Source organism: Pseudomonas sp. PDM26, assembly GCF_019219185.1.
In the GTDB taxonomy this organism is placed as follows: Bacteria; Pseudomonadota; Gammaproteobacteria; order Pseudomonadales; family Pseudomonadaceae; genus Aquipseudomonas.
Genome location: NZ_JAHUWC010000003.1, coordinates 178,248 through 199,935 on the forward strand (window position 1 = coordinate 178,248; position 21,688 = coordinate 199,935).

The following is a 21,688-nucleotide window of genomic DNA, read 5'->3' on the forward strand; positions in this document are numbered from 1 at the left end:
TCTGGGTGAAGACAACCTGTAGGAGTTGGCTTGCCTGCGAAGAGGCCATAACGGTCAACATTGATGCTGGTGGATCGACCGCCATCGCCGGCAAGCCGGCTCCTACAGGGTAGATGTGTGCAGTTTAGAGGGGTGGGACAAGGCTTTGAGATTTATCTGCGACAAATAAAAAACGGGAAGCCCCATGGCTTCCCGTTTTTTGTATCACGACGCGATTCAGATCACCTGAACGATGGCATCCGTAACGGCCTTGATGTTGCTCTGGTTCAACGCGGCCACGCAGATGCGGCCGGTGTCCAGGGCGTAGATGCCGAACTCGTTGCGCAAGCGGTGAACCTGCTCAACGCTCAAGCCGGAGTACGAGAACATGCCGCACTGACGACCGACGAAGCTGAAATCGCGCTGAGGCGCTTTTTGTGCCAGCAGGTCGACCATCTGGGTGCGCATGCCGCGAATGCGCAGGCGCATTTCGGCCAGTTCGGCTTCCCACTGGGCGCGCAGTTCCGGGCTGTTCAGTACCGCAGCGACAACGCTGGCACCGTGGGTCGGCGGGTTGGAGTAGTTGGTGCGGATCACGCGTTTGACTTGCGACAGCACGCGCGCGCTTTCTTCTTTCGATTCGCTGACGATCGACAGGGCACCTACGCGCTCGCCGTACAGCGAGAACGACTTGGAGAACGAGCTGGAAGCGAAGAAGGTCAAGCCCGACTCGGCGAACAGACGCACGGCAGCGGCGTCCTCGTCGATGCCATCGCCGAATCCTTGGTACGCCATGTCGAGGAATGGCACGTGGCCTTTGGCTTTAACGACTTCCAGGACGTTTTTCCAGTCGGCCGGGCTCAGGTCCACGCCAGTCGGGTTATGGCAGCAGGCGTGCAGCACGATGATCGAGCCGTTTGGCAGCGCCTTCAGGTCTTCCAGCATGCCGGTGCGATTCACGTCGTGGGTCGCGGCGTCGTAGTAGCGGTAGTTCTGCACCGGGAAACCCGCGGTTTCGAACAACGCGCGGTGGTTTTCCCAGCTCGGATCGCTGATTGCCACAACGGCGTTCGGCAGCAGTTGCTTGAGGAAATCGGCACCGATTTTCAGAGCACCGGTACCGCCAACGGCCTGGGTAGTGATGACGCGGCCAGCGGTGATCAGCGGCGAGTCATTGCCAAACAGCAATTTCTGCACGGCCTGGTCGTAGGCGGCGATACCGTCGATTGGCAGGTAGCCACGGGAAACGTGTTGAGCGGCGCGAATGGTTTCGGCTTCGACAACGGCGCGCAGGAGTGGAATTCGCCCCTCCTCGTTGCAGTAAACACCGACCCCCAGGTTGACCTTGTTGGTACGGGTATCGGCGTTGAATGCTTCGTTGAGGCCCAGGATTGGATCGCGTGGTGCCATTTCGACAGCGGAGAACAGGCTCATTATTGCGGCGGCTCTGAATGGAGAGTGGAGGGACGTGTCGCGCTCCAGCCGAATGCACTAGAGCGGTGCACAAACGGGGAGCTAGTATAGAGGCCATCGGCGATGGCTGGCGACAGGCGATTCGGCTTTTCGGTTAAGTTTTTCCGATTATTTTTCGACCGTTAGTCGATTGGCCGTGTCGCAGACTTTACCGGATGTAGGACGTTTGCCTTGAAAGCGCTGGCAATCGGCTCCACATTGAGCACAATCCAGTTTTTTCCTCGGGCGACATCGGTCGTTTGCGGTCTTTCTCGTTCGTGCCGGTTTTGCCGGCAAGCGTGATTCCAGAGGTATTTCATGTCTGAATTCCAGCTAGTCACCCGTTTCGAGCCCGCCGGCGATCAGCCGGAAGCCATCCGCCTGATGGTCGAGGGCATCGAAGCCGGGCTGGCGCACCAGACGCTGCTCGGTGTGACCGGCTCGGGCAAGACCTTCAGCATCGCCAACGTGATCGCCCAGGTGCAGCGCCCGACCCTGGTGCTGGCGCCGAACAAGACCCTGGCGGCGCAGTTGTACGGTGAGTTCAAGGCGTTCTTCCCGAACAACGCGGTGGAGTATTTCGTTTCCTACTACGACTACTACCAGCCGGAAGCCTACGTGCCGTCCTCGGACACCTTCATCGAGAAAGACGCCTCGATCAACGACCACATCGAACAGATGCGTCTGTCGGCGACCAAGGCATTGCTGGAGCGCAAGGACGCGATCATCGTCACCACGGTGTCTTGCATCTACGGTCTGGGCAGCCCGGAAACCTATTTGAAGATGGTGTTGCACGTGGATCGCGGCGACCGGCTCGATCAGCGTGAATTGCTGCGACGCCTGGCCGACCTGCAATACACCCGCAACGACATGGACTTTGCCCGCGCAACCTTCCGAGTGCGTGGCGATGTGATCGATATCCACCCGGCGGAATCCGATTTCGAAGCGATCCGCATCGAGCTGTTCGACGATGAAGTGGAAAGCCTGTCGGCGTTCGATCCGCTGACCGGAGAAGTCATTCGCAAACTGCCGCGCTTCACCTTCTACCCCAAGAGCCACTACGTGACGCCACGGGAAACCCTGATGGGCGCGGTCGAAGGGATCAAGGTCGAGTTGCAGGAGCGCCTGGAATACTTGCGCTCCAATAACAAACTGGTGGAAGCCCAGCGCCTGGAGCAGCGCACCCGTTTCGACCTGGAGATGATCCTCGAACTGGGTTACTGCAACGGCATCGAAAACTACTCGCGCTATCTGTCCGGTCGCGAAGCCGGCGCGCCGCCGCCGACGCTGTATGACTATCTGCCGCCGGATGCCTTGCTGGTGATCGACGAGTCCCACGTCAGCGTGCCGCAGGTTGGCGCGATGTACAAAGGTGACCGCTCGCGCAAGGAAACCCTGGTCGAATACGGTTTCCGTCTGCCTTCGGCGCTGGACAACCGGCCGATGCGTTTTGACGAATGGGAAAGCATCAGCCCGCAGACGATTTTCGTCTCGGCGACGCCGGGGAACTACGAAGCCGAACACGCCGGGCGCGTCATTGACATGGTGGTGCGCCCGACCGGGTTGGTGGACCCACAAATCGAGATCCGCCCGGCACTGACCCAGGTCGATGACTTGCTGTCGGAAATCACCAAGCGCGTCGCAGTCGAGGAACGGGTGCTGGTCACCACGCTGACCAAGCGCATGGCCGAAGACTTGACCGATTACCTGGCCGACCACGGCGTGCGCGTGCGTTATCTGCACTCGGACATCGACACCGTGGAGCGGGTCGAGATCATCCGCGACCTGCGTCTCGGCACCTTCGATGTGCTGGTGGGCATCAACCTGCTGCGCGAAGGTCTGGACATGCCGGAAGTCTCACTGGTAGCGATCCTCGATGCCGACAAGGAAGGCTTCCTGCGGTCCGAGCGCTCGCTGATCCAGACCATTGGCCGGGCGGCACGTAACCTCAATGGCCGGGCGATTCTCTATGCCGACCGCATTACCGGTTCCATGGAGCGGGCGATCGGTGAAACCGAGCGTCGTCGCGACAAGCAGATCGCCTTCAACCTGGCCAATGGCATCACGCCCAAAGGCGTGTTCAAGGACGTTGCCGACATCATGGAAGGCGCCACCGTACCCGGTTCGCGCAGCAAGAAGCGCAAAGGCATGGCCAAGGCCGCCGAGGAAAACGCCAGGTACGAAGCGGAATTGCGCTCGCCGGGCGAGATCGCCAAGCGCATCAAAGCCCTGGAAGAGAAGATGTATGCGTTGGCGCGTGATCTGGAGTTTGAAGCGGCGGCGCAGATGCGCGACGAGATTACCAAGTTGCGCGAAAGACTTCTGACGGTCTAACACAAACCCTGTAGGAGCGAGCTTGCTCCGGGCGGCGTTCCGACGATGATCGTCAACGATAACGCTAAAAACCTGACACGCTGCGGCGTTCTCGGGTTTTTCGCGAGCGAGCTCGCTCCTACAGGTAGAGCGGTGGCTCAATGCGCTTCGCCAGCCTTCAACCCCTCCGGCAACTTCCTGGTCAGCAACACCGCCAGCATGCTGATCCCCAGCGCAATCCCGACAAAATGAAACGCATCGTTATAGGCCATGATCGACGCCTGTTGATGCGCAATTTCGCTGAGTTTGCCCAGTGCCGCCGTTTCGCTGCCCAGTCGGTCGGTCAACGAGGCGATCCGTTCAGCCACCTGCGGATTGCTCGGCACGATCGACTCACGCAGGTAGTCAAAGTAAACCTTGGTCCGCGCATCCAGCAGGGTGGCGAGCAGGGCGATGCCGATGGCGCCGCCGAGGTTGCGCAGGATGTTGAACAGGCTCGATGCCGATCCTGCATCCTGGGGCAGGATGTAGGCGGTAGCGATCAGCGAGATGGTGACCATGATCAGCGGCTGGCCCAGGGCGCGGATGATCTGGATCTGATTGAACTGCGGCCCGGCAAAGTCCGGGTTCAGCACGCCCGACGAGAAACTCGCCAACCCGAACAGCCCGAAGCCCAGCGTGCACAGCCATTTCGGCGAGACGAACTTCATCAGCTTGGGTACCAGCGGGATCAGAAACAGCTGCGGCACGCCCATCCACATGATCACTTCACCGATCTGCAGGGCGTTGTAGTTCTGGATCTGCGCCAGGTACAGCGGCAGCAGGTAGATCGAACCGTACAACCCGACCCCCATTCCGACGCTGGAAATGCTGGATAACCCGAAGTTGCGGTTGCCGAGGATGCCAAGGTTGATCAGCGGATTGGGTTTGGAAAACTGCACGATCACAAAGGTGATCAGGCTGACCAGCGCGATGCTGCCCAGGGTCACGATCAGGTTCGACTCCAGCCAGTCCTTGCGATGGCCTTCCTCCAGAAACACTTGCAAGCAACCAAGCCCGACGCCGAGGGTGAGAATGCCGGCGTAGTCGGTGCTTTTCAGTAACTCCCAGTGCGCTTCTTTCTTCTCCAGGCCGTACATCAGGCCGGCGATCATGATCAGGCCGGGCGGGATGTTGATGTAGAAGATGTATTCCCAGCCCCAGTTTTCCGTCAGCCAGCCGCCGAGGGTCGGGCCGATGGAGGGGGCGAAGGTGGCGGTCATGGCGAACATGGCCATGCCCTTGGCGCGGTGGTGTTCCGGGAGTTTGATCAGGGTCAGGGTGAACGCCAGCGGAATCAGCGCGCCGCCGGTAAAGCCCTGCAAGGCGCGAAACATGATCATGCTTTCCAGGCTCCAGGCCATGGAGCAGAGCAGGGAGGCCGCTAGAAACCCGAGGGACACCCACACGGCCAGGCGTCGCGCCGACAGCAACTGCACGAGCCAGGCAGTGAGCGGAATCATGATGATTTCCGCCACCAGGTACGAGGTGGAAATCCACGAGCCTTCTTCCAGGGTCGCCGACAGTGCGCCCTGGATGTCCTTGAGCGAGGAGTTGGTGATCTGGATGTCGAGCACCGCCATAAAGGCGCCGAGCATCACGCTCATCACCGCGATCCAGTCGCGCCGGGTCGGTTCGCCGACCGGGCGAATCAGTTGATCACCGGCCATTGGCAGCGGCGTCTTTGCTGCTCACTTTGGTGGTGGCGTCTTCAGGGGCGTCCTTGATGTTCACCTTGGCGGTCACTGACATGCCGGGACGGATCTTGCCGCGCAGCGGGTTGTCCGCGGCGAAGGTCAGTTTGACCGGAATCCGCTGCACGACCTTGGTGAAGTTGCCGGTGGCATTGTCCGGCGGTAACAGGCTGAACTGCGCGCCCGAGGCGGCGAACAGGCTGTCGACCCGGGCTTGGATCGGGGTGTCGCTGTAGGCGTCGAAGGTCAGCTCGGCTTTCTGGCCGGGCTGCATGTGGCCGATCTGGGTTTCCTTGAAATTGGCCTGAATCCAGATGTCTTCGTCCGGCACGATCGACAACAGGTAAGCGCCGGCCTGCACGTATTGGCCGTTGCGTGCAGCGCGCTGGCCGATCAGGCCGCTGATGGGCGCATGGATTTCGCTGCGGGTGAGGTTCAGCTCGGCCTGGGCCCGATCGGTTTCGGCGTTGGCAATCTGTGCGTCGAGGCGTTTGATCTCGGCGGTCAGTGCATTGACCTGCTGGCGCTGACTTTGCGCGTCGGCCTGGGCCTTGGCCAGCTGGGAGCGGGCGATGTGGGATTCGGCGGAGAGGGTGGTCACCCGCTCTTCCGAGACATAGCCGGGTTTGCGCAAGGTCTCGGCGCGGGTCAGGTCGATCTGCGAACGGCCCAGGCTGGCCTGGCTGGACGCGACTTGTGCTTCGCTGGCGGCAATCAGGCTGGCCTGCTGGGTCAGTTTGCTCTGGGCTTGCAGGCGCTCGGCCTGGCGGGTGGCCAGCACGGCATTGGCGCGGTCGACAGCGAGGCGGAAGTCGTCGCCCTCGAGTTTGATCAGCAACTGGCCTTTCTCGACATGCTGGTTGTCCTGCACCAGCACTTGGTCGATGCGCGCGCCCAATTGGCTCGACACACGGGTGATCTCGCCCTGGACATAAGCGTTGTCGGTGCTTTCATAAAAGCGCCCCTTGAAGAACCAGTGGGCAAACAGGCCCCCCGCAATCAACAGGACCATCAGCAGGAAGGTGAAGAGGCGACGCTTGAGTTGGGCAGGCATGAGGAAAACTGTAGTCGAGAAATTGTAAGAGAAGTTATCGGCAGGTGAATCTGGCATACAGCCGATAAACGGTAAATGCCGTCGGCCGATATCCGCGGCATACGGGCGTTACAGCCGCAACCTTGGCTTAAATGCCCTGTTCGCTGGAGCCGGGTGGGTGTCGCCTGTTACCATTCGCGCCTTGTTTGAACTTTGCTTTTTTCTTTTCGAGACATGCCATGACCACCGTCCGCACTCGCATCGCGCCATCGCCTACCGGGGATCCCCACGTAGGTACCGCTTACATCGCCTTGTTCAACTACTGCTTTGCCAAGCAGCACGGCGGTGAGTTCATCCTGCGGATCGAAGACACCGACCAACTGCGTTCGACCCGCGAGTCCGAACAGCAGATTTTCGACGCCTTGCGCTGGCTCGGCATCGAATGGAGCGAAGGCCCTGACGTCGGTGGCCCGCATGGTCCATACCGTCAAAGCGAGCGCGGCGATATTTATCAGAAGTATTGCCAGCAACTGGTCGACCTGGGCCATGCGTTCCCGTGCTTCTGCACCGCCGAAGAACTGGACCAGATGCGCGCCGAGCAGATGGCCCGTGGCGAAACCCCGCGCTACGACGGCCGCGCGCTGCTGCTGTCCAAGGAAGAAGTCGCCCGTCGCCTGGCGGCTGGTGAGCCCCACGTTATCCGCATGAAAGTACCGAGCGAAGGCGTCTGCGTAGTGCCGGACATGCTGCGCGGCGACGTTGAAATCCCGTGGGACCGCATGGACATGCAAGTCCTGATGAAGACCGACGGCCTGCCGACGTACTTCCTGGCCAACGTGGTCGACGATCACCTGATGGGCATCACCCATGTATTGCGCGGCGAAGAGTGGCTGCCATCGGCACCGAAGCTGATTCTGCTTTACGAGTACTTCGGCTGGGAACAACCGGAGCTGTGCTACATGCCGCTGCTGCGTAACCCGGACAAGAGCAAGCTGTCCAAGCGCAAGAACCCGACTTCGGTGACGTTCTACGAGCGCATGGGCTTCATGCCCGAAGCGATGCTTAACTACCTGGGGCGCATGGGCTGGTCGATGCCGGACGAGCGCGAGAAGTTCTCGCTGCAGGAAATGGTCGACAACTTCGACCTCAAGCGTGTGTCCCTCGGCGGGCCGATCTTCGATATCGAGAAACTGTCCTGGCTCAACGGTCAGTGGTTGCGTGACCTGCCGGTGGAAGAGTTCGCCGCGCGTGTGCAGAAGTGGGCGTTCAATTCCGAATACATGATGAAGATCGCACCGCACGTGCAGGGCCGCGTCGAAACCTTCAGCCAGGTGGCACCGCTGGCGGGGTTCTTCTTTGCCGGTGGCGTGAATCCGGATGTCAAACTGTTCGAATCGAAGAAGCTGTCGGGCGATCAGGTCCGCCAGTTGATGCAGTTGATCCTGTGGAAACTCGAAAGCCTGCGTCAGTGGGAGAAGGACAGCATCACCGCGACCATTCAGGCGGTGGTCGAGTCCCTGGAGTTGAAGCTGCGTGACGCCATGCCGCTGATGTTCGCCGCGATCACAGGGCAAGCCAGCTCGGTGTCGGTGCTCGATGCGATGGAAATCCTCGGGCCGGACCTGACCCGTTTCCGTCTGCGCCAGGCGATCGATCTGCTGGGCGGCGTGTCGAAGAAAGAAAACAAGGAGTGGGAAAAGCTGTTGGGCGCTATCGCCTAAGAGCATTTGACCTTGTGTAGGAGCTGCCGCAGGCTGAGATCTTTTGATCTTGCTTCTGAAAGCCAACGTCAAAAGATCGCAGTCTGCGGCAGCTCCTACAGGTCCGCGTTCTGTGAAAACCTCCCGATTTTTCGGGGCGAGGGCGGTAAGTGATTGTTATGTCGGCAAAAAACTTTAAATTTTTTGAAAAATAAGTTTGACAGACTTTCGATACGCCCTTAAGATTCGCCCCGTCCTCAGCGATGACATCAACGATGAGGGGCTATAGCTCAGCTGGGAGAGCGCTTGCATGGCATGCAAGAGGTCGACGGTTCGATCCCGTCTAGCTCCACCAATTTACACTTCAAGGCCTGGCCACACCGGCCTTGAAGCGATCAACACTCAGCGTTGATCAGTTGTACAGAAGGGTTTGCGTCCCCTTCGTCTAGTGGCCTAGGACACCGCCCTTTCACGGCGGTAACAGGGGTTCGAGTCCCCTAGGGGACGCCAGTTTTACAGAAGCGATGTTGCAAGATGTCGCTCCGCCGCGAGGCGAAAAATCCGGGGCTATAGCTCAGCTGGGAGAGCGCCTGCATGGCATGCAGGAGGTCAGCGGTTCGATCCCGCTTAGCTCCACCAATTTTACAGTTCAAGGTCTGGCCACACCGGCCTTGAATCGATCAGCTCTCAGCACTGATCAGTTGTATAGAAGGGTTTGTGTCCCCTTCGTCTAGTGGCCTAGGACACCGCCCTTTCACGGCGGTAACAGGGGTTCGAGTCCCCTAGGGGACGCCACGATTACCCGCTCTGCGGGATTTATAAGGGTCATTCAATTATTGAATGGCCCTTTTGTTTGTCTGGCGTTTGGCCAAATTCCTCCATTTCCAAAAAAACAGTTCTTCAGACCAGCGGTCACACCCATGACTTGCTAAAATTTATTATGAGAATAATATTTCAATCGTAATATTCGGAGGCGACGATGAACGATAAAAAAGCTCAAACCCGCGAACGCATCCTCAAGGCTGCCAGCGCAGCGCTGATTCAGCGCGGCCCGGCCGAGCCAAGCGTGGGCGAAGTGATGGGTGCGGCGGGCCTGACGGTCGGCGGCTTCTACGCACACTTCGAAAGCAAGGACGCGATGATGCTGGAGGCGTTCAAGCAACTGCTCGGTCACCGCCGCGACCTGATTGCCGACATGGACAAGGAATTGACCGGCGAAGAGCGCCGCACTCTGGTGGCAGCGTTTTACCTGTCGCGCAAGCACCGTGATTCCTCTGAATCGGCGTGCCCGATCCCGGCATCGGTCGGTGAGCTGGGGCGGCTGCCGGAAGCGTTTCGTATCGCATTGAATGAACACGTCGAAATGATGGTCGCGCAGTTGGCGGCCAGTCCTGAAGAAACCGAAAAAGCCCTGGCCGACATGGCCTTGATGGTGGGTGGGCTGGCTCTGGCGCGGGCGCTGGGGCCGGGAGAGTTGTCCGATCGATTACTGCGTGCCGCCAAATCGGCAGTGCGTTGACCTGAGGGCTGCGGCCTGAGGAGAATGCGATGAGCGCGTTAAAGTGGGTTCGTGGCGTTAATGGCACCTTGGGCTGGTTTGCCCCGAAACTGGTCGCTAGCAAAATGCGACTGGCCTTCATGACACCGCGGGATCTGCCGCCCCGTGACTGGGAGCTGCCGCTGTTGGCGAAGTCCGAGCGGATCACCTTGCGTTTCGGCCTCTCGGCGTTGCGTTGGGGGCAAGGCCCGGCCGTGTTGCTGATGCACGGTTGGGAAGGGCGGCCAACGCAGTTCGCCAGTCTGATCACGGCGTTGGTCGATGCCGGTTACTCCGTGGTCGCGCTGGATGGTCCGGCTCACGGCCGCTCGCCGGGCAGCGAGGCGAATGTGGTGCTCTTTGCGCGTGCCATGCTCGAAGCCGCCGCCGAATTGCCGCCACTGCAAGCAGTCATCGGCCACTCCATGGGGGGCGCCAGCGCCATGCTGGCGGTGCAGTTGGGCCTGCGCACGGAAACCCTGGTCAGCATCGCCGCCCCGGCGCGGATTCTGGGTGTGTTGCGTGGATTCGCCCGCTACGTCGGACTGCCACCGAAAGCCCGTTCGGCGTTCATTCGCCAGGTCGAGCAAGACGTCGGCATGCGCGCTGCGACGCTGGATGTCGCTCACTATCAGCTGGATATGCCTGGCCTGATCGTCCACGCCGAAGATGACAGCATGGTCTCGGTCAAGGAGTCTCAGCTGATCCACGAAGCCTGGTTCGACAGCCGTTTGCTGCGCCTGCAAGAGGGTGGGCATCAGCGGGTGCTGGCTGACCCTCGGGTGATTGATGGCGTGTTATCACTGCTGGCCGGTCGCCGTCTGCAATCGCGCCAATCCGCTTGAGCATCCGTTACACTGCCCTGGTCGAAATTATCTGACCAGGGAGTCGGGCATGGGCTGGGATCGGGAAACGCCATTTATCATTGATCTGCAAGTGGACGCCGAGGACATTGACGGGTTAGGGCACGCGAACAACGCGGTCTACGTGACCTGGCTCGAACGCTGTGCCTGGCGCCACTCCCAACGCCTTGGCCTGGACCTGGTCGAATACCGGCGGCTGGATCGGGCAATGGCAGTGGTGCGCCACGAGATCGATTACCTGGCGGCAGCCTATGAAGGCGATGAGCTGCAATTGGCGACCTGGATTGTCGATTGGGATCAGCGCCTGAGAATGATCCGGCATTTCCAGTTGAAGCGACCCGCCGACAATTCGACCTTGCTGCGCGCGCAAACCACCTTCGTCTGTATCGAGCTGTCGAGCGGAAAACCCAAGCGCATGCCGGCGGAGTTCATCGAGGGCTATGGCCCGGCATTGCAAATCCCGGCCTGACACGATCCTTGTAGGAGCTGCCGCAGGCTGCGATCTTTTGATCTTGATTTTCAGCAAGCCCAGAAAAAGCAAAATCAAAAGATCGCAGCCTTCGGCAGCTCCTACGGGGGTTTACCTTTTCATTGCTGAAACCCAGTAAACTGCCGCACGTTTTTCCTCGAGTGTGTTTTTCATGCAAATTGCCTTGGCGCCCATGGAGGGGTTGGTCGACGACATCCTGCGCGATGTGCTGACCCGCGTGGGTGGTATTGACTGGTGCGTGACCGAGTTCATTCGGGTCAACGACCAGTTGCTGACACCTGCCTATTTCCACAAGTTCGGCCCGGAGTTGCTCAACGGTGCCCGGACGGCCTCCGGTGTGCCGCTGCGTGTGCAACTGCTCGGTTCCGATCCGGTGTGCCTGGCGGAAAATGCCGCGCTGGCCTGCGAGCTGGGTTCTGAAGTGATCGACCTGAACTTCGGCTGCCCGGCCAAGACCGTCAACAAGTCCCGTGGCGGCGCGGTACTGCTCAAGGAACCCGAGCTGCTCAACCAGATCGTCGAACACGTCCGCCGCGCCGTCCCCGCGCACATTCCGGTCACCGCCAAGATGCGCCTGGGTTTCGACAGCCCGGACGGTTCGCTGGTGTGCGCCACGGCCCTGGCCGAAGGCGGCGCCGAACACATCGTGGTGCACGCGCGGACCAAGGTCGACGGCTACAAGCCGCCTGCGCACTGGGAGTGGATCCCTCGCGTGCAGGACGTGGTCAAGGTGCCGGTGTTCGCCAACGGCGACATCTGGAGCGTCGAAGACTGGCGGCGTTGCCGCGAGATCAGTGGCGTGGAAGACATCATGCTCGGTCGTGGCCTGGTTTCGCGCCCGGATCTCGCCCGGCAGATCGCCGCGGCGCGGGCCGGGGAGGAGGTGGTCGAGATGACCTGGGCCGAGTTGCTGCCACTGATCCAGGACTTCTGGCTGCAAGCCAAGGCGCAGATGACGCCACGCCAGTCGCCGGGTCGCCTGAAGCAATGGCTGGCGATGCTGACCCGCAATTATCCCGAGGCAGTAGAGCTTTTCACCGTGCTGCGCCGTGAGACCGAGCTGGATAATGTCTCGCATTTGCTGGGTCTGCCCGTGGCGGAAGCGGCCTGAAATTTTTTAAAAAAAGCTGAAAAAAATCTCTTGAAATGCAATCAGCGGTCCCTATTTAAGGATTACGCGATGCCGAATTCGGGTCGCGGAGACAAAAAACCTTGCTGATTGTTTTCAGGAGATTTGAATCATGGCTACTACATTTTCCCTGGCCCCACTGTTCCGTTCCTCGGTAGGTTTCGACCGTTTCAACGATCTGTTCGAGACCGCCCTGCGCAACGAGCCAGGCAGCAGCTATCCACCCTATAACGTGGAGAAACACGGCGACGATCTATACCGCATCGTCATTGCCGCGGCAGGTTTCCAGGAAGAAGATCTGGAACTCGAAGTCGAGAAGGGTGTGCTGACGATCAGTGGCGGTAAACGCGATGCGAACGAAGACGTCACTTATCTGTATCAGGGCATTGCGCAACGTGCCTTCAAACTGTCCTTCCGGCTGGCGGACCACATCGAGATCAAGGCTGCCGGCCTGAGCAACGGTCTGTTGAGCATCGACCTGCTGCGAGTGGTACCGGAAGAGGCGAAAGCCAAGCGCATCCCGATCAACGGCACGCAGAAGAAGGCTCTGCAACACTGAGTCGAGCCCGAAGCCGGGTCGTGTGATTGATCAGGTAGCCGGCCGAAATTAAAAGACCCCGACTTGTCGGGGTCTTTTTTTGACTCAAGTCCAGCCCCATGCACTGAAAAATAATCATTGCACGCCCCGTGATCGGTGGATTCCCAATGCGATGAGGTAGCGTTCCTCGATGGGACGCTTTTTGTCCCTGAAGCGACTGACCACCAGCATCAGTTGGTACTTGTCACCCGCTCGCCAGTAGGCTGTACCGCCTTTGTTGACATCGCGCAGTTGGGCTCGCCATTGCGGGGTGTCGGCGAACGATGGGAAGTCCTTGACCCGGATGGGTACCCAGCCGGCTTTACGCCATTGCTCTTGCAGATCCAGTATGACCTTGAAGGTGTCGTCGAGTAGTAGTGGCTCGATTTGCGGGGACATGCGGACACTGATGATCTTCTCTTTGTTATAAATAATCGTAAAAAATGTGGCTAGCGGGGTTACAAACCCGTACTCGGGATCCAGGAAAAGCAGACGGGCATCAGTCTTTGGAATGTTGAACGACACCTGTCCGGGAATAGCCGGACCGATGACAGCACTAGAGCGCTGGCGCATAAGCTCGTAAGGCTCGCCAATGAGTAGGGCGATTTCCGGCTCATCCGACAGGACTTGAATCGCCGCTGCTGTCAGGAGAGCCGCGACTGCGAGCACCACGACACCACGTCGCCACCCCACGCGATGCATCAAACTCATCGCACGCCCCGTGACTTACTAAGCTCCAGCGTGATGAGATAACGCTCTTCTGTGGGGCGTTTTTTATCCTTAAAGCGATTAACCACCAGCATCACTTGATACTTGTCGCTTGCAAGCCAGTAGGCAGTGCCGCCTTTGTTGACGTCCCGCAGTTGGGCGCGCCATTGGGGCGTATCGGCGAACGATGGAAACTCCCTGACCCGATTCGGCGTCCAGCCACCCTTGCGCCATTGCTCCTGTAGGTCCAGCACGACCTTGAGCGTATCGTCTAGCAGCAGGGGCTCGACTTGCGGAGACATATGGACAACATTGACTGACTCATCACCTTTGAAGCTAATGGTGAAGTAGCGCGCTAGTGGAGTTATAAAGCCATATTGAGGGTCAGCAAGACGAAGGCGAGCATCCGACTTTGGCAATCTACCCCAGAAATGCCCAGGGATGGCTGGATCAATGGCCGCACTGGAGCGTTCTCTCATGGTTTCCCAAGGCTCACCAATCACCAGTGCGATTTCCGGTTCACTTGCGCAAGCACGGAGAACTACGACTGCCAGGAGCGTGACAATAATCGACCAGGCTCGTTGCCAGCCTGTACGTCGAAGCAGGCTCATCTCACGCCTAGTCCAGCGGCGATATCCTTAATCGCTTGCTCCATTTGATGGCGATTGCTGCCCTTTAAAAGCTTGTCAAACTGCGCCGCAGCCCTGAGTACGAATGGCATGCGCTGACGAATGTCGGACAGATCCGCAACGGGGTTGTTGCCAAACCCAATAGTGCGTCCGTCATCAATGCGGCGGCACTGACTGGCCAGGGTTAGTTCAACGGCCTCAGCAGCACCGGACGGGATACCGATGACGTAAGAAAAATGGTTGCCGAGCAGCAACGAATTGAGCCGCCAGTCGCTATACATCGCGGGTTGCAAGATATTTTTCTGTTCGTGCCAAGCCAGGTGCTCAACGCTTTCGGCGATGTTGTCAGTCTCTATGGCCTCGAAGGCTTGCAGGATTTCATCGTGTTCAGTCCCGAACTTCAGCGTTTCCTGCCCCACCGGCCACAGCACCGGATGCTCACCAGTGCCATAGATGTTCTTCCGTGATTCCAGGCAAACCTTCAACGCCTCCAACCCCCGCTCCGCATAGAACACATGCAACGGGTACACATCCAGGAACAGCGTGGTATTGCCCATCGCCAGCATCTCGTGCACGAACCGGTACATCCGTTGCGCTAGGGGCAGCGCACTGTCGACCCCCCAATGGGTGAAGCCCCACACCGGGTTGTCACGGTTGGCCTGTTCGTAGTCGCGTTGGCGCTGTTCATACTCCTTTATCGTCGCCCGCTTTTCCCGCTCACTCGGGCTGAGCAAACCCACCAGTCCTTGCCTGGCGCTGTCCCTCAACTGCTGCATCGCCTCTTTTTCAGCCTGCATCTTGTCGATCGACTCGGCCGCGTGCAGCAGGCCGCAGCCGACCTGTTTCGAGGCAAAGGCCGCAAGCCCCGCCCACTGGAAACGCGGATCGTGGCGCCACAGCTGGGCGTAGGCGGCATTGATCGCCTTGTTGCGTGCCTTGGGGTCGGTGATCAGCTGGCCGCCCGGCGCCACGACGTTTTCGACCCGTTGCTGGTAGCCGCGCCAGAGGTTCTCGCAGGCCGTTCCCGGCCGTTCGCTGAAGGTCGGCGTGGCAGTCTTCGCTGTCGCAGCAGACCCGGACCGGCGAGCCGTGACCGGATGGCCGGGGGCAGGAGCTGTCGCGGGTTGCGGGACGGCCCTGGCGGCGGGGGGCGCTGAAGCAACCTTCGAGATATAACTGGTGATGAAAATCGAAGGCTCCAGCGTGGCTTTGCAGGGACAACTGCTAGCACTGTCCAATGAGCCGGCCACGAGCCTGCCGTGACTGTCCATGAATGAAACGCCACCCTCGATTTCGTAGGTTTTGTTGTCCTTGCCGCAGGACACCGGGTCCCCTGCACGAGCATGGGCGAAGCCAAACACCGTGATGCGGGTATCGCCGTCCAGCACCTCGCCGCCGCAGCTGGTCTTGTCACCCTTGCGAATGAAATATCCCTTTGCCATTGCACTAACTCCTGTCTTTTCGCGACTTGAGCGAGCCGCTCCAGTGCGCCCGCCTACGAGCAATTTGCGCCTGCCCCGAGTGAAAATGGAGGCATGACAAAGTGCGACGCACAGGGTTAACGCGGGGGAAATAAACGTAAATGGGATGTTTCCGAGATGGGTGTAGGAAATGGAGAATCAGTGGCTTTCTGCTACGGTCTTCCGGCGATAAGTTTGAAGGAAACCGTATTTTTCCAACTCGCACGCGTAATCGTTCGCGTGCATCGCGAGCAGGCTCACTCCTACAGGGGTAGTGTTATTTCAAGAGTTTTTGAAACTCTTCCACCGGCAACGGTTGACTGTGCAAATACCCTTGGTAGAAGTGACAGTCCAACCCCCGCAAGAACTCCAGCTGCTCTGCTGTTTCGACCCCTTCGGCAATCACTTTCAAGTCCAGGCTGTGGGCCATGGCGACGATGGCGCGGATGATCTCGGCGTCGTTCGGGTCGCTGGTGGCGTCGCGGATGAAGGACTGGTCGATTTTCAGGGTGTCGACCGGCAAGCGCTTGAGGTAGGTCAGCGAGGAATAGCCGGTGCCGAAGTCGTCCATGGCGAAGCTCACACCGAGTTTTTTCAGGCGGCGCATTTTGCTGATGGTGTCTTCCAGGTTCTGGATGACGATGCCTTCGGTGATTTCCAGCTTCAACAGGGAGCAGGGCAGGCCATAGCTGGACAGGCTGTTTTCGATGCGCTCGACGAAGTCGTTCTGGCGGAACTGGCGCGGGCTGATGTTCACGCACAAGCTGAATTTGTACGGGTCCACCAAGCCTTTGTCGATCAGTTGTTTGAAGGCCTGGCAGGCTTCGTCGAGGATCCAGGTACCGACCTCCAGGATCAGTCCGCTGTCTTCCAGCACCTTGATGAACTCGGTGGGCGACTGCCTGCCGAGCTCCGGATGATTCCAGCGCACCAGGGCCTCGGCACCGACGATGCGGTCGCCCCGGGCGTCGACCTGGGGTTGGTAATGCACGCGAAACTCACCCCGGGAAAGCGCCAGGCGCAAGTCGGTTTCCATGCGCAGGCGTTCGCTCGCGGCCTTTTGCATGGTGTTGTGGTACATCTGCGCGGTATTGCGCCCCGAGTCCTTGGCGCGATAGAGCGCGATGTCGGCGCGCTTGAGCAGGTCGGTCGGGGTCGAACCGTGATCGGGGATCAGCGCAATGCCGATGCTTGGCGTCACTTGCAGGCGCTGGCCGTCGAGGAACATCGGTTCGGACAGCAGTTCGCGGATGGTGTCGGCCAGTTCGCGAACCTGATCGCTGACCTCGCTGCGCGAGCCTTCGAGGCCGCTGAGCAGTATTACGAATTCGTCACCGCCCAGACGCGCAACGGTGTCTTCCATGCGCACGCTGGCCTCCAGGCGCGCGGTGATGATTTTCAGCACGGTATCGCCCACCGGATGCCCGAGGGAGTCGTTGATGTGCTTGAAATGGTCGAGGTCGAGGAACATCAGCGCGCCGCGCAGGTTATGCCGTTTGAGCAGGGCGATCTGCTGGCTCAGGCGGTCCATCAGTAATGCCCGATTGGGCAGGTTGGTCAGTGAGTCGTGGTAGGCCAGGTGGCGAATCTGCGCTTCGGCGTTTTTCAGCAGGCTGACGTCTCTCGCGGTCAACAGCAGGCAGGCGGTTTCATTGAGGGTGATCGGCTCCACCGAGACTTCGACGGTGAGCAGTTCGCCGCGCTTGTTGCGTCCGAGCATTTCCTGGTGATGAACCCGGCCCTTGATCTGCAGTTCCGCCAGCAGCGCCGAGCGTTGTTTTTCTTCAGCCCAAATCCCCACCTGATACACCGTGCGACCCACCACTTCTTCGGCGCGGTAGCCGGTCAGGCGGCAGAAGCCGTCGTTGACCTCCAGATAGCGCCCGGTGTCGCGCTCGGTGATGGTGATGGCGTCGGGGCTGGAGTGGAACGCCTTGGCGAATTTCTCTTCACTGGCCTTGAGCGCCGCTTCCGAGCGCTGTTGCTGGGTGATATCGCGCAGCGTGGTGACGATGCAGGGCTGGTCGCCGACGCTGATCTGGCGGCTGGAAATCACGCAAGTCAGGACCTGTCCGTCCTTGTGCTGGACGAGAATGGCGACGTTGTTCAGGCCTTGTTCGCGGATCACTTGTTCGATCCGTCGCAGACTTTTCGCTGAAGCGTCCCACAGGCCTATTTCGTCGGCGCTGCGGCCGATCACATCGGCGGTGCTCCAGCCGAAGGTCTGGGTGAAGCTGGAGTTGATTTCAATGAACTGGCCGCTGTCCTGGTGGGTGACGCAGATCGGATCGGGGCTGACCTGGAACAGCGTGGCGAATTTCTCTTCGGAGGCCACCAGCCGTTGTTCGCGCTCCACCTGGTCGGTGATGTCGAGCAATGTGCCGGCCATGCGCACCGGCACTCCGTTGTCATCGCGGTAGAGGCGGGCGCGGCTTTCCAGGTAGCGCGAGCTGCCGTCAGGCATTTGCACGCGGTAGGTCAATTGATAGTTGCCGGCCGGGCCTTCACGCAGGCTGCGGTAAGCGTCGCGCATGGTGTCGCGTTCTTCGCCGGGCACGCCTTCGAAAAACTCGTCGAAGGACTCGTGAAAGGGTTTGGCGTCCAGGCCGTGCAGTTGGGCGGCCCTTGCCGATCCGTAGAGCATGCCGCTGGGGATGTGCCAGTCCCAGGTACCGAGCTGAGCGGAGTCCAGGGCCAGGTCGAGGCGTTCCTGGCTGTCCTTGAGGGCATGTTCGGCGACTTTGCGTTCGGTGGTGTCCAGGAACGTGCTCAGTAGATAGGGCTGGCCTTCGAGCTCGACTTTTTGCGCGCTGAGGATACCGTCATGGATCTGGCCATTGCTGGCGCGAAACTGCACTTCCATGCTCACCAGGTCGCCTTTGGCCTTGGTGGCCCTGACCAGGTCGGCCCGTTGCTCGGGATACACCCACAGCCCCAGCTCCAGCGTGGTGCGGCCGATCGCGTTTTGCACCGGCCAACCGAACAGGCTTTCGAAATGCTGGTTGGCTTCGGAGATCAGGCCGTCCTCCTGGCGGGTCAGCAGGACCATGTTCGGGCACAGGTGGAACAGGGTGGCGAAGCGTTTTTCCGAGCTGCTCAACGCCTGTTCGCGCTGGCGCTGGTGGGTAATCTCGCGGATCACGCCGATCATCCGTGGCCTGCCGTGCTTGTCCGGCAACAGGCTGCCGTTGATTTCCAGCCAGTGCAGGCTGCCATCGGGCCAGCGGATGCGGTGATGCATCGCTTGCTCCAGGGGCGCGCCAGCGATGACCGCGTGGAAGGCGCGAAGGGTTTTCGCGCGATCTTCCGGGGGCAGCAGGTCGAGGTATTCCAGATCCCGTGGCAGCGGTTGCCGGGGATCGAAGCCGAACAGCGCCTGCGTGCCCCGGGACCAGCTGATCTGCCCGCGCTCGATGTCCCAATACCAGGCGCCCAGGCGCGCACCGTTGAGCGCGGCCAGTAATTGCGAGGCACTTTCCCAGCTCTGCTCGGAGCTTTTCGGATCAAGTGCCTGAATTCGCGGCATCGGCGGAATACGGTCTACAGATTTCGGCATTGGCAAGCCTTGGGCTGAGTTTGGGCGTTTGTTGCAGGAATTCTCGGCTCTATAGGAGTAGCACAAGTTAGCCTTGAGTCCCTGGCGGATCGAGTTGAGCGTCCAGCAAGGCCATGAAGGCCCGTGCAGCATTCGACAGCGTCCTTTCCGTGTGCAGGATATAGCCTAGCTGGCGAGTGAGCTGTATGCCCGGCAAAGGTATGCGTGCTACCTGGTCATCGAGCATGGTGCGCGGCAAAACGCTCCAGGCGAGGCCAATCGAGACCATCATCTTGATGGTTTCCAGATAGTTGGTGCTCATGGCGATGTTTGGCGTCAGGCCCTGGGCTTCGAACAGCCGTTGCACAATGTGGTGGGTAAAGGTATTGCCGCCGGGGAAGACCGCCGGGTGCCGGGCGATGTCCGCCAGGCTGACCTTGCCGTTATTGAGCAGTGAATGCTCCGGGGCGACCACGAAATCCAGCGGGTCGTCCCACACCGGGGTGGCCTTGACCAGCGCATGGGGTTCCGGTGCCAGGGTGATGACCGCCAGTTCGGCGCGGCCATGGAGAATTTCCTCGTAGGCCACTTCCGAATCGAGGAACTGAATATCCAGCGCCACCTGTGGGTAGCGTCGGGTGAACTCCCTTAATAAGGGCGGCAAACGGTGCAGGCCGATATGGTGACTGGTGGCCAGGGTCAGACGGCCGGTCACCTCGCCCGTGAGGTTGGTCAAGGCGCGGCGCGTATCATCGAGGACATTGAGAATCTGGTAGGCCCGCGGCAGCAGGGCGCGCCCGGCCTCGGTCAGGCTCACCTCACGACCCAGGCGATCGAACAGCCGCACCTTCAATTGCTGCTCCAGCCCGGCGATGCGTTTGCTGATGGCCGGTTGGGTCAGGTGCAGCCGTTCGCCGGCACCGGAGAAACTTCCGGTCTCGGCGATGGCAATAAAGGCATTGAGGTTGGCCAGGTCCATGGTTGTATTCCAGTTGGTTATCCAAAGCATAAAAAATATGAATTTGAGTTATTTAATGTAACCCCATAGGATCAGCCTCACAAGCCAGAGGGTTATTGAAAACTTTCAAGATCCGGGGCATAGAAACAAGCTGATGAGGAACCGTCTGATGGCCGGCAAAACGCTCTACGACAAGCTCTGGGATTCGCATTTGGTCAAGCAGCGCGACGATGGCTCTGCGCTGATCTACATCGACCGTCACATCATCCACGAAGTGACCTCGCCGCAAGCCTTCGAAGGCCTGCGTCTGGCCGGGCGCAAGCCATGGCGCATCGATGCCAATATCGCGACCCCGGACCACAACGTACCGACCACGCCGGAGCGCAAGGGCGGCATCGACGCCATCGTTGACCAGGTCTCGCGTCTGCAAGTGCAGACCCTCGACGACAACTGCGATGAATACGGCATCGTCGAGTTCAAGATGAACGACGTTCGCCAGGGCATCGTCCACGTCATCGGCCCAGAGCAGGGCGCAACCTTGCCGGGCATGACCGTGGTCTGCGGTGACTCCCACACCTCGACCCACGGCGCATTCGGCGCATTGGCTCACGGTATCGGTACGTCCGAGGTCGAGCATGTGCTCGCCACCCAGTGCCTGGTCGCCAAGAAAATGAAAAATATGCGGGTAACGGTCGAAGGCCAGTTGCCGTTCGGCGTCACCGCCAAGGACATCGTGCTTGCCGTGATCGGCAAGATCGGCACCGCCGGCGGTAACGGCCACGCTATCGAATTCGCCGGCAGCGCGATTCGCGACCTGTCCGTCGAAGGCCGCATGACCATCTGCAACATGTCCATCGAGGCCGGCGCTCGCGTAGGCCTGGTGGCTGCGGACGAAAAAACCGTGGCTTACGTCAAGGGCCGTCCTTTCGCCCCGAAAGGCGCGGAATGGGACCTGGCCGTTGAAGCCTGGAAAGACCTGGTTTCCGATGTCGACGCTGTCTTCGACACTGTTGTCGAACTCGATGCAGCCGATATCAAGCCACAAGTCAGTTGGGGCACCTCGCCGGAAATGGTATTGGCGGTTGATCAGAACGTGCCGGATCCTGCCAAGGAAATGGACCTGGTCAAGCGCGACTCCATCGTCCGTGCCTTGAAATACATGGGTTTGACCGCCAACCAGGCGATCACCGACATTCAACTCGACCGCGTGTTCATCGGTTCCTGCACCAACTCGCGGATCGAAGACTTGCGTGCGGCGGCCGTGATCGCCAAGGGCCGCAAAGTGGCCTCGACCATCAAGCAGGCCATCGTCGTGCCGGGCTCGGGTCTGGTGAAGGCCCAGGCCGAAGCGGAAGGCCTGGACAAGATTTTCCTCGAGGCCGGTTTCGAATGGCGCGAGCCGGGTTGCTCGATGTGCCTGGCGATGAACCCGGACCGTTTGGAGTCCGGCGAGCATTGCGCTTCGACCTCCAACCGTAACTTCGAAGGCCGTCAGGGCGCCGGTGGCCGTACTCACCTCGTCAGCCCGGCCATGGCCGCCGCAGCCGCGGTGAACGGTCGTTTCATCGACGTCCGTGAATTGATCTGAAGGA

At 59.9% G+C, this 21,688-nt stretch carries 16 protein-coding genes and 4 tRNA genes; 12 read left to right on the forward strand and 8 right to left on the reverse strand.

From position 1 onward, the window contains the following. Positions 1-216: 216 nt before the first annotated feature. On the reverse strand, positions 217-1,413 hold the full coding sequence (locus KW849_RS07865) for an amino acid aminotransferase (protein WP_218428881.1): 1,197 nt from the start codon (positions 1,411-1,413) through the stop codon (positions 217-219). 336 nt (positions 1,414-1,749) lie between these two features. Between KW849_RS07865 and uvrB the strand changes: the two genes are divergently transcribed. After that, positions 1,750-3,765 carry an excinuclease ABC subunit UvrB gene (gene uvrB / locus KW849_RS07870; protein ID WP_218428882.1) on the forward strand — a complete coding sequence of 672 codons (2,016 nt, stop codon included), beginning with the start codon at positions 1,750-1,752 and terminating at the stop codon, positions 3,763-3,765. 137 nt (positions 3,766-3,902) lie between these two features. Here the strand turns inward: uvrB and KW849_RS07875 are convergent, their stop codons facing one another. Then, positions 3,903-5,393, reverse strand: coding sequence for an MDR family MFS transporter (locus KW849_RS07875; RefSeq protein ID WP_218429136.1), 1,491 nt, complete (start codon positions 5,391-5,393; stop codon positions 3,903-3,905). Between the two features lie 49 nt (positions 5,394-5,442). Beyond that, a complete protein-coding gene (locus KW849_RS07880) occupies positions 5,443-6,531 on the reverse strand; it encodes an HlyD family secretion protein (RefSeq protein WP_218428883.1) in 1,089 nt (362 codons plus the stop codon). A 218-nt stretch (positions 6,532-6,749) separates the two neighbouring features. On the opposite strand from KW849_RS07880, the gene gltX reads away from it, so the two are divergent. The 10 genes from gltX to KW849_RS07930 all read left to right on the forward strand — a co-directional run bounded on the left by gltX (position 6,750) and on the right by KW849_RS07930 (position 12,788). Then, positions 6,750-8,231 carry a glutamate--tRNA ligase gene (gene gltX, locus KW849_RS07885; RefSeq protein WP_108217797.1) on the forward strand — a complete coding sequence of 494 codons (1,482 nt, stop codon included), beginning with the start codon at positions 6,750-6,752 and terminating at the stop codon, positions 8,229-8,231. Positions 8,232-8,489: 258 nt separating this feature from the next. Beyond that, positions 8,490-8,565, forward strand: a tRNA-Ala gene (locus tag KW849_RS07890). Between the two features lie 79 nt (positions 8,566-8,644). Beyond that, a tRNA-Glu gene (locus KW849_RS07895) sits at positions 8,645-8,720 on the forward strand. A gap of 53 nt (positions 8,721-8,773) precedes the next feature. Then, positions 8,774-8,849 (forward strand) — tRNA-Ala (locus KW849_RS07900). A gap of 80 nt (positions 8,850-8,929) precedes the next feature. After that, positions 8,930-9,005: transfer RNA gene (locus KW849_RS07905), tRNA-Glu, on the forward strand. A 184-nt stretch (positions 9,006-9,189) separates the two neighbouring features. After that, on the forward strand, positions 9,190-9,729 hold the full coding sequence (locus tag KW849_RS07910; RefSeq protein ID WP_218428884.1) for a TetR/AcrR family transcriptional regulator: 540 nt from the start codon (positions 9,190-9,192) through the stop codon (positions 9,727-9,729). 29 nt (positions 9,730-9,758) lie between these two features. After that, a complete protein-coding gene (locus KW849_RS07915) occupies positions 9,759-10,592 on the forward strand; it encodes an alpha/beta fold hydrolase (protein WP_108217795.1) in 834 nt (277 codons plus the stop codon). A 49-nt stretch (positions 10,593-10,641) separates the two neighbouring features. Further along, on the forward strand, positions 10,642-11,079 hold the full coding sequence (locus KW849_RS07920; RefSeq protein ID WP_218428885.1) for a thioesterase family protein: 438 nt from the start codon (positions 10,642-10,644) through the stop codon (positions 11,077-11,079). 172 nt (positions 11,080-11,251) lie between these two features. Then, positions 11,252-12,211 (forward strand): tRNA-dihydrouridine synthase, encoded by a 960-nt coding sequence (locus KW849_RS07925; RefSeq protein ID WP_108217793.1) that lies wholly within the window; start codon positions 11,252-11,254, stop codon positions 12,209-12,211. A 130-nt stretch (positions 12,212-12,341) separates the two neighbouring features. Continuing rightward, positions 12,342-12,788 (forward strand): Hsp20 family protein, encoded by a 447-nt coding sequence (locus KW849_RS07930; RefSeq protein WP_108217792.1) that lies wholly within the window; start codon positions 12,342-12,344, stop codon positions 12,786-12,788. A 114-nt stretch (positions 12,789-12,902) separates the two neighbouring features. On the opposite strand, the gene KW849_RS07935 is transcribed toward KW849_RS07930, so the two are convergent. The 5 genes from KW849_RS07935 to KW849_RS07955 all read right to left on the reverse strand — a co-directional run bounded on the left by KW849_RS07935 (position 12,903) and on the right by KW849_RS07955 (position 20,117). Further along, positions 12,903-13,517, reverse strand: coding sequence for a hypothetical protein (locus KW849_RS07935; RefSeq protein ID WP_218428886.1), 615 nt, complete (start codon positions 13,515-13,517; stop codon positions 12,903-12,905). Further along, complete coding sequence (locus tag KW849_RS07940) at positions 13,514-14,125, reverse strand: hypothetical protein (protein ID WP_218428887.1); 612 nt, start codon at positions 14,123-14,125, stop codon at positions 13,514-13,516. Before KW849_RS07940 ends, KW849_RS07935 begins: the two co-directional genes overlap by 4 nt. Further along, positions 14,122-15,585, reverse strand: coding sequence for a PAAR domain-containing protein (locus tag KW849_RS07945; protein ID WP_218428888.1), 1,464 nt, complete (start codon positions 15,583-15,585; stop codon positions 14,122-14,124). Before KW849_RS07945 ends, KW849_RS07940 begins: the two co-directional genes overlap by 4 nt. Before the next feature lie 295 nt (positions 15,586-15,880). Further along, positions 15,881-19,159 (reverse strand): PAS domain S-box protein, encoded by a 3,279-nt coding sequence (locus KW849_RS07950; protein ID WP_218428889.1) that lies wholly within the window; start codon positions 19,157-19,159, stop codon positions 15,881-15,883. Positions 19,160-19,226: 67 nt separating this feature from the next. Next, positions 19,227-20,117: a LysR family transcriptional regulator gene (locus KW849_RS07955; RefSeq protein WP_046038174.1), complete on the reverse strand. Its 891-nt coding sequence runs from the start codon at positions 20,115-20,117 to the stop codon at positions 19,227-19,229. Between the two features lie 148 nt (positions 20,118-20,265). On the opposite strand from KW849_RS07955, the gene leuC reads away from it, so the two are divergent. Further along, positions 20,266-21,684: a 3-isopropylmalate dehydratase large subunit gene (gene leuC / locus KW849_RS07960; protein WP_218428890.1), complete on the forward strand. Its 1,419-nt coding sequence runs from the start codon at positions 20,266-20,268 to the stop codon at positions 21,682-21,684. Positions 21,685-21,688 lie beyond the last annotated feature (4 nt).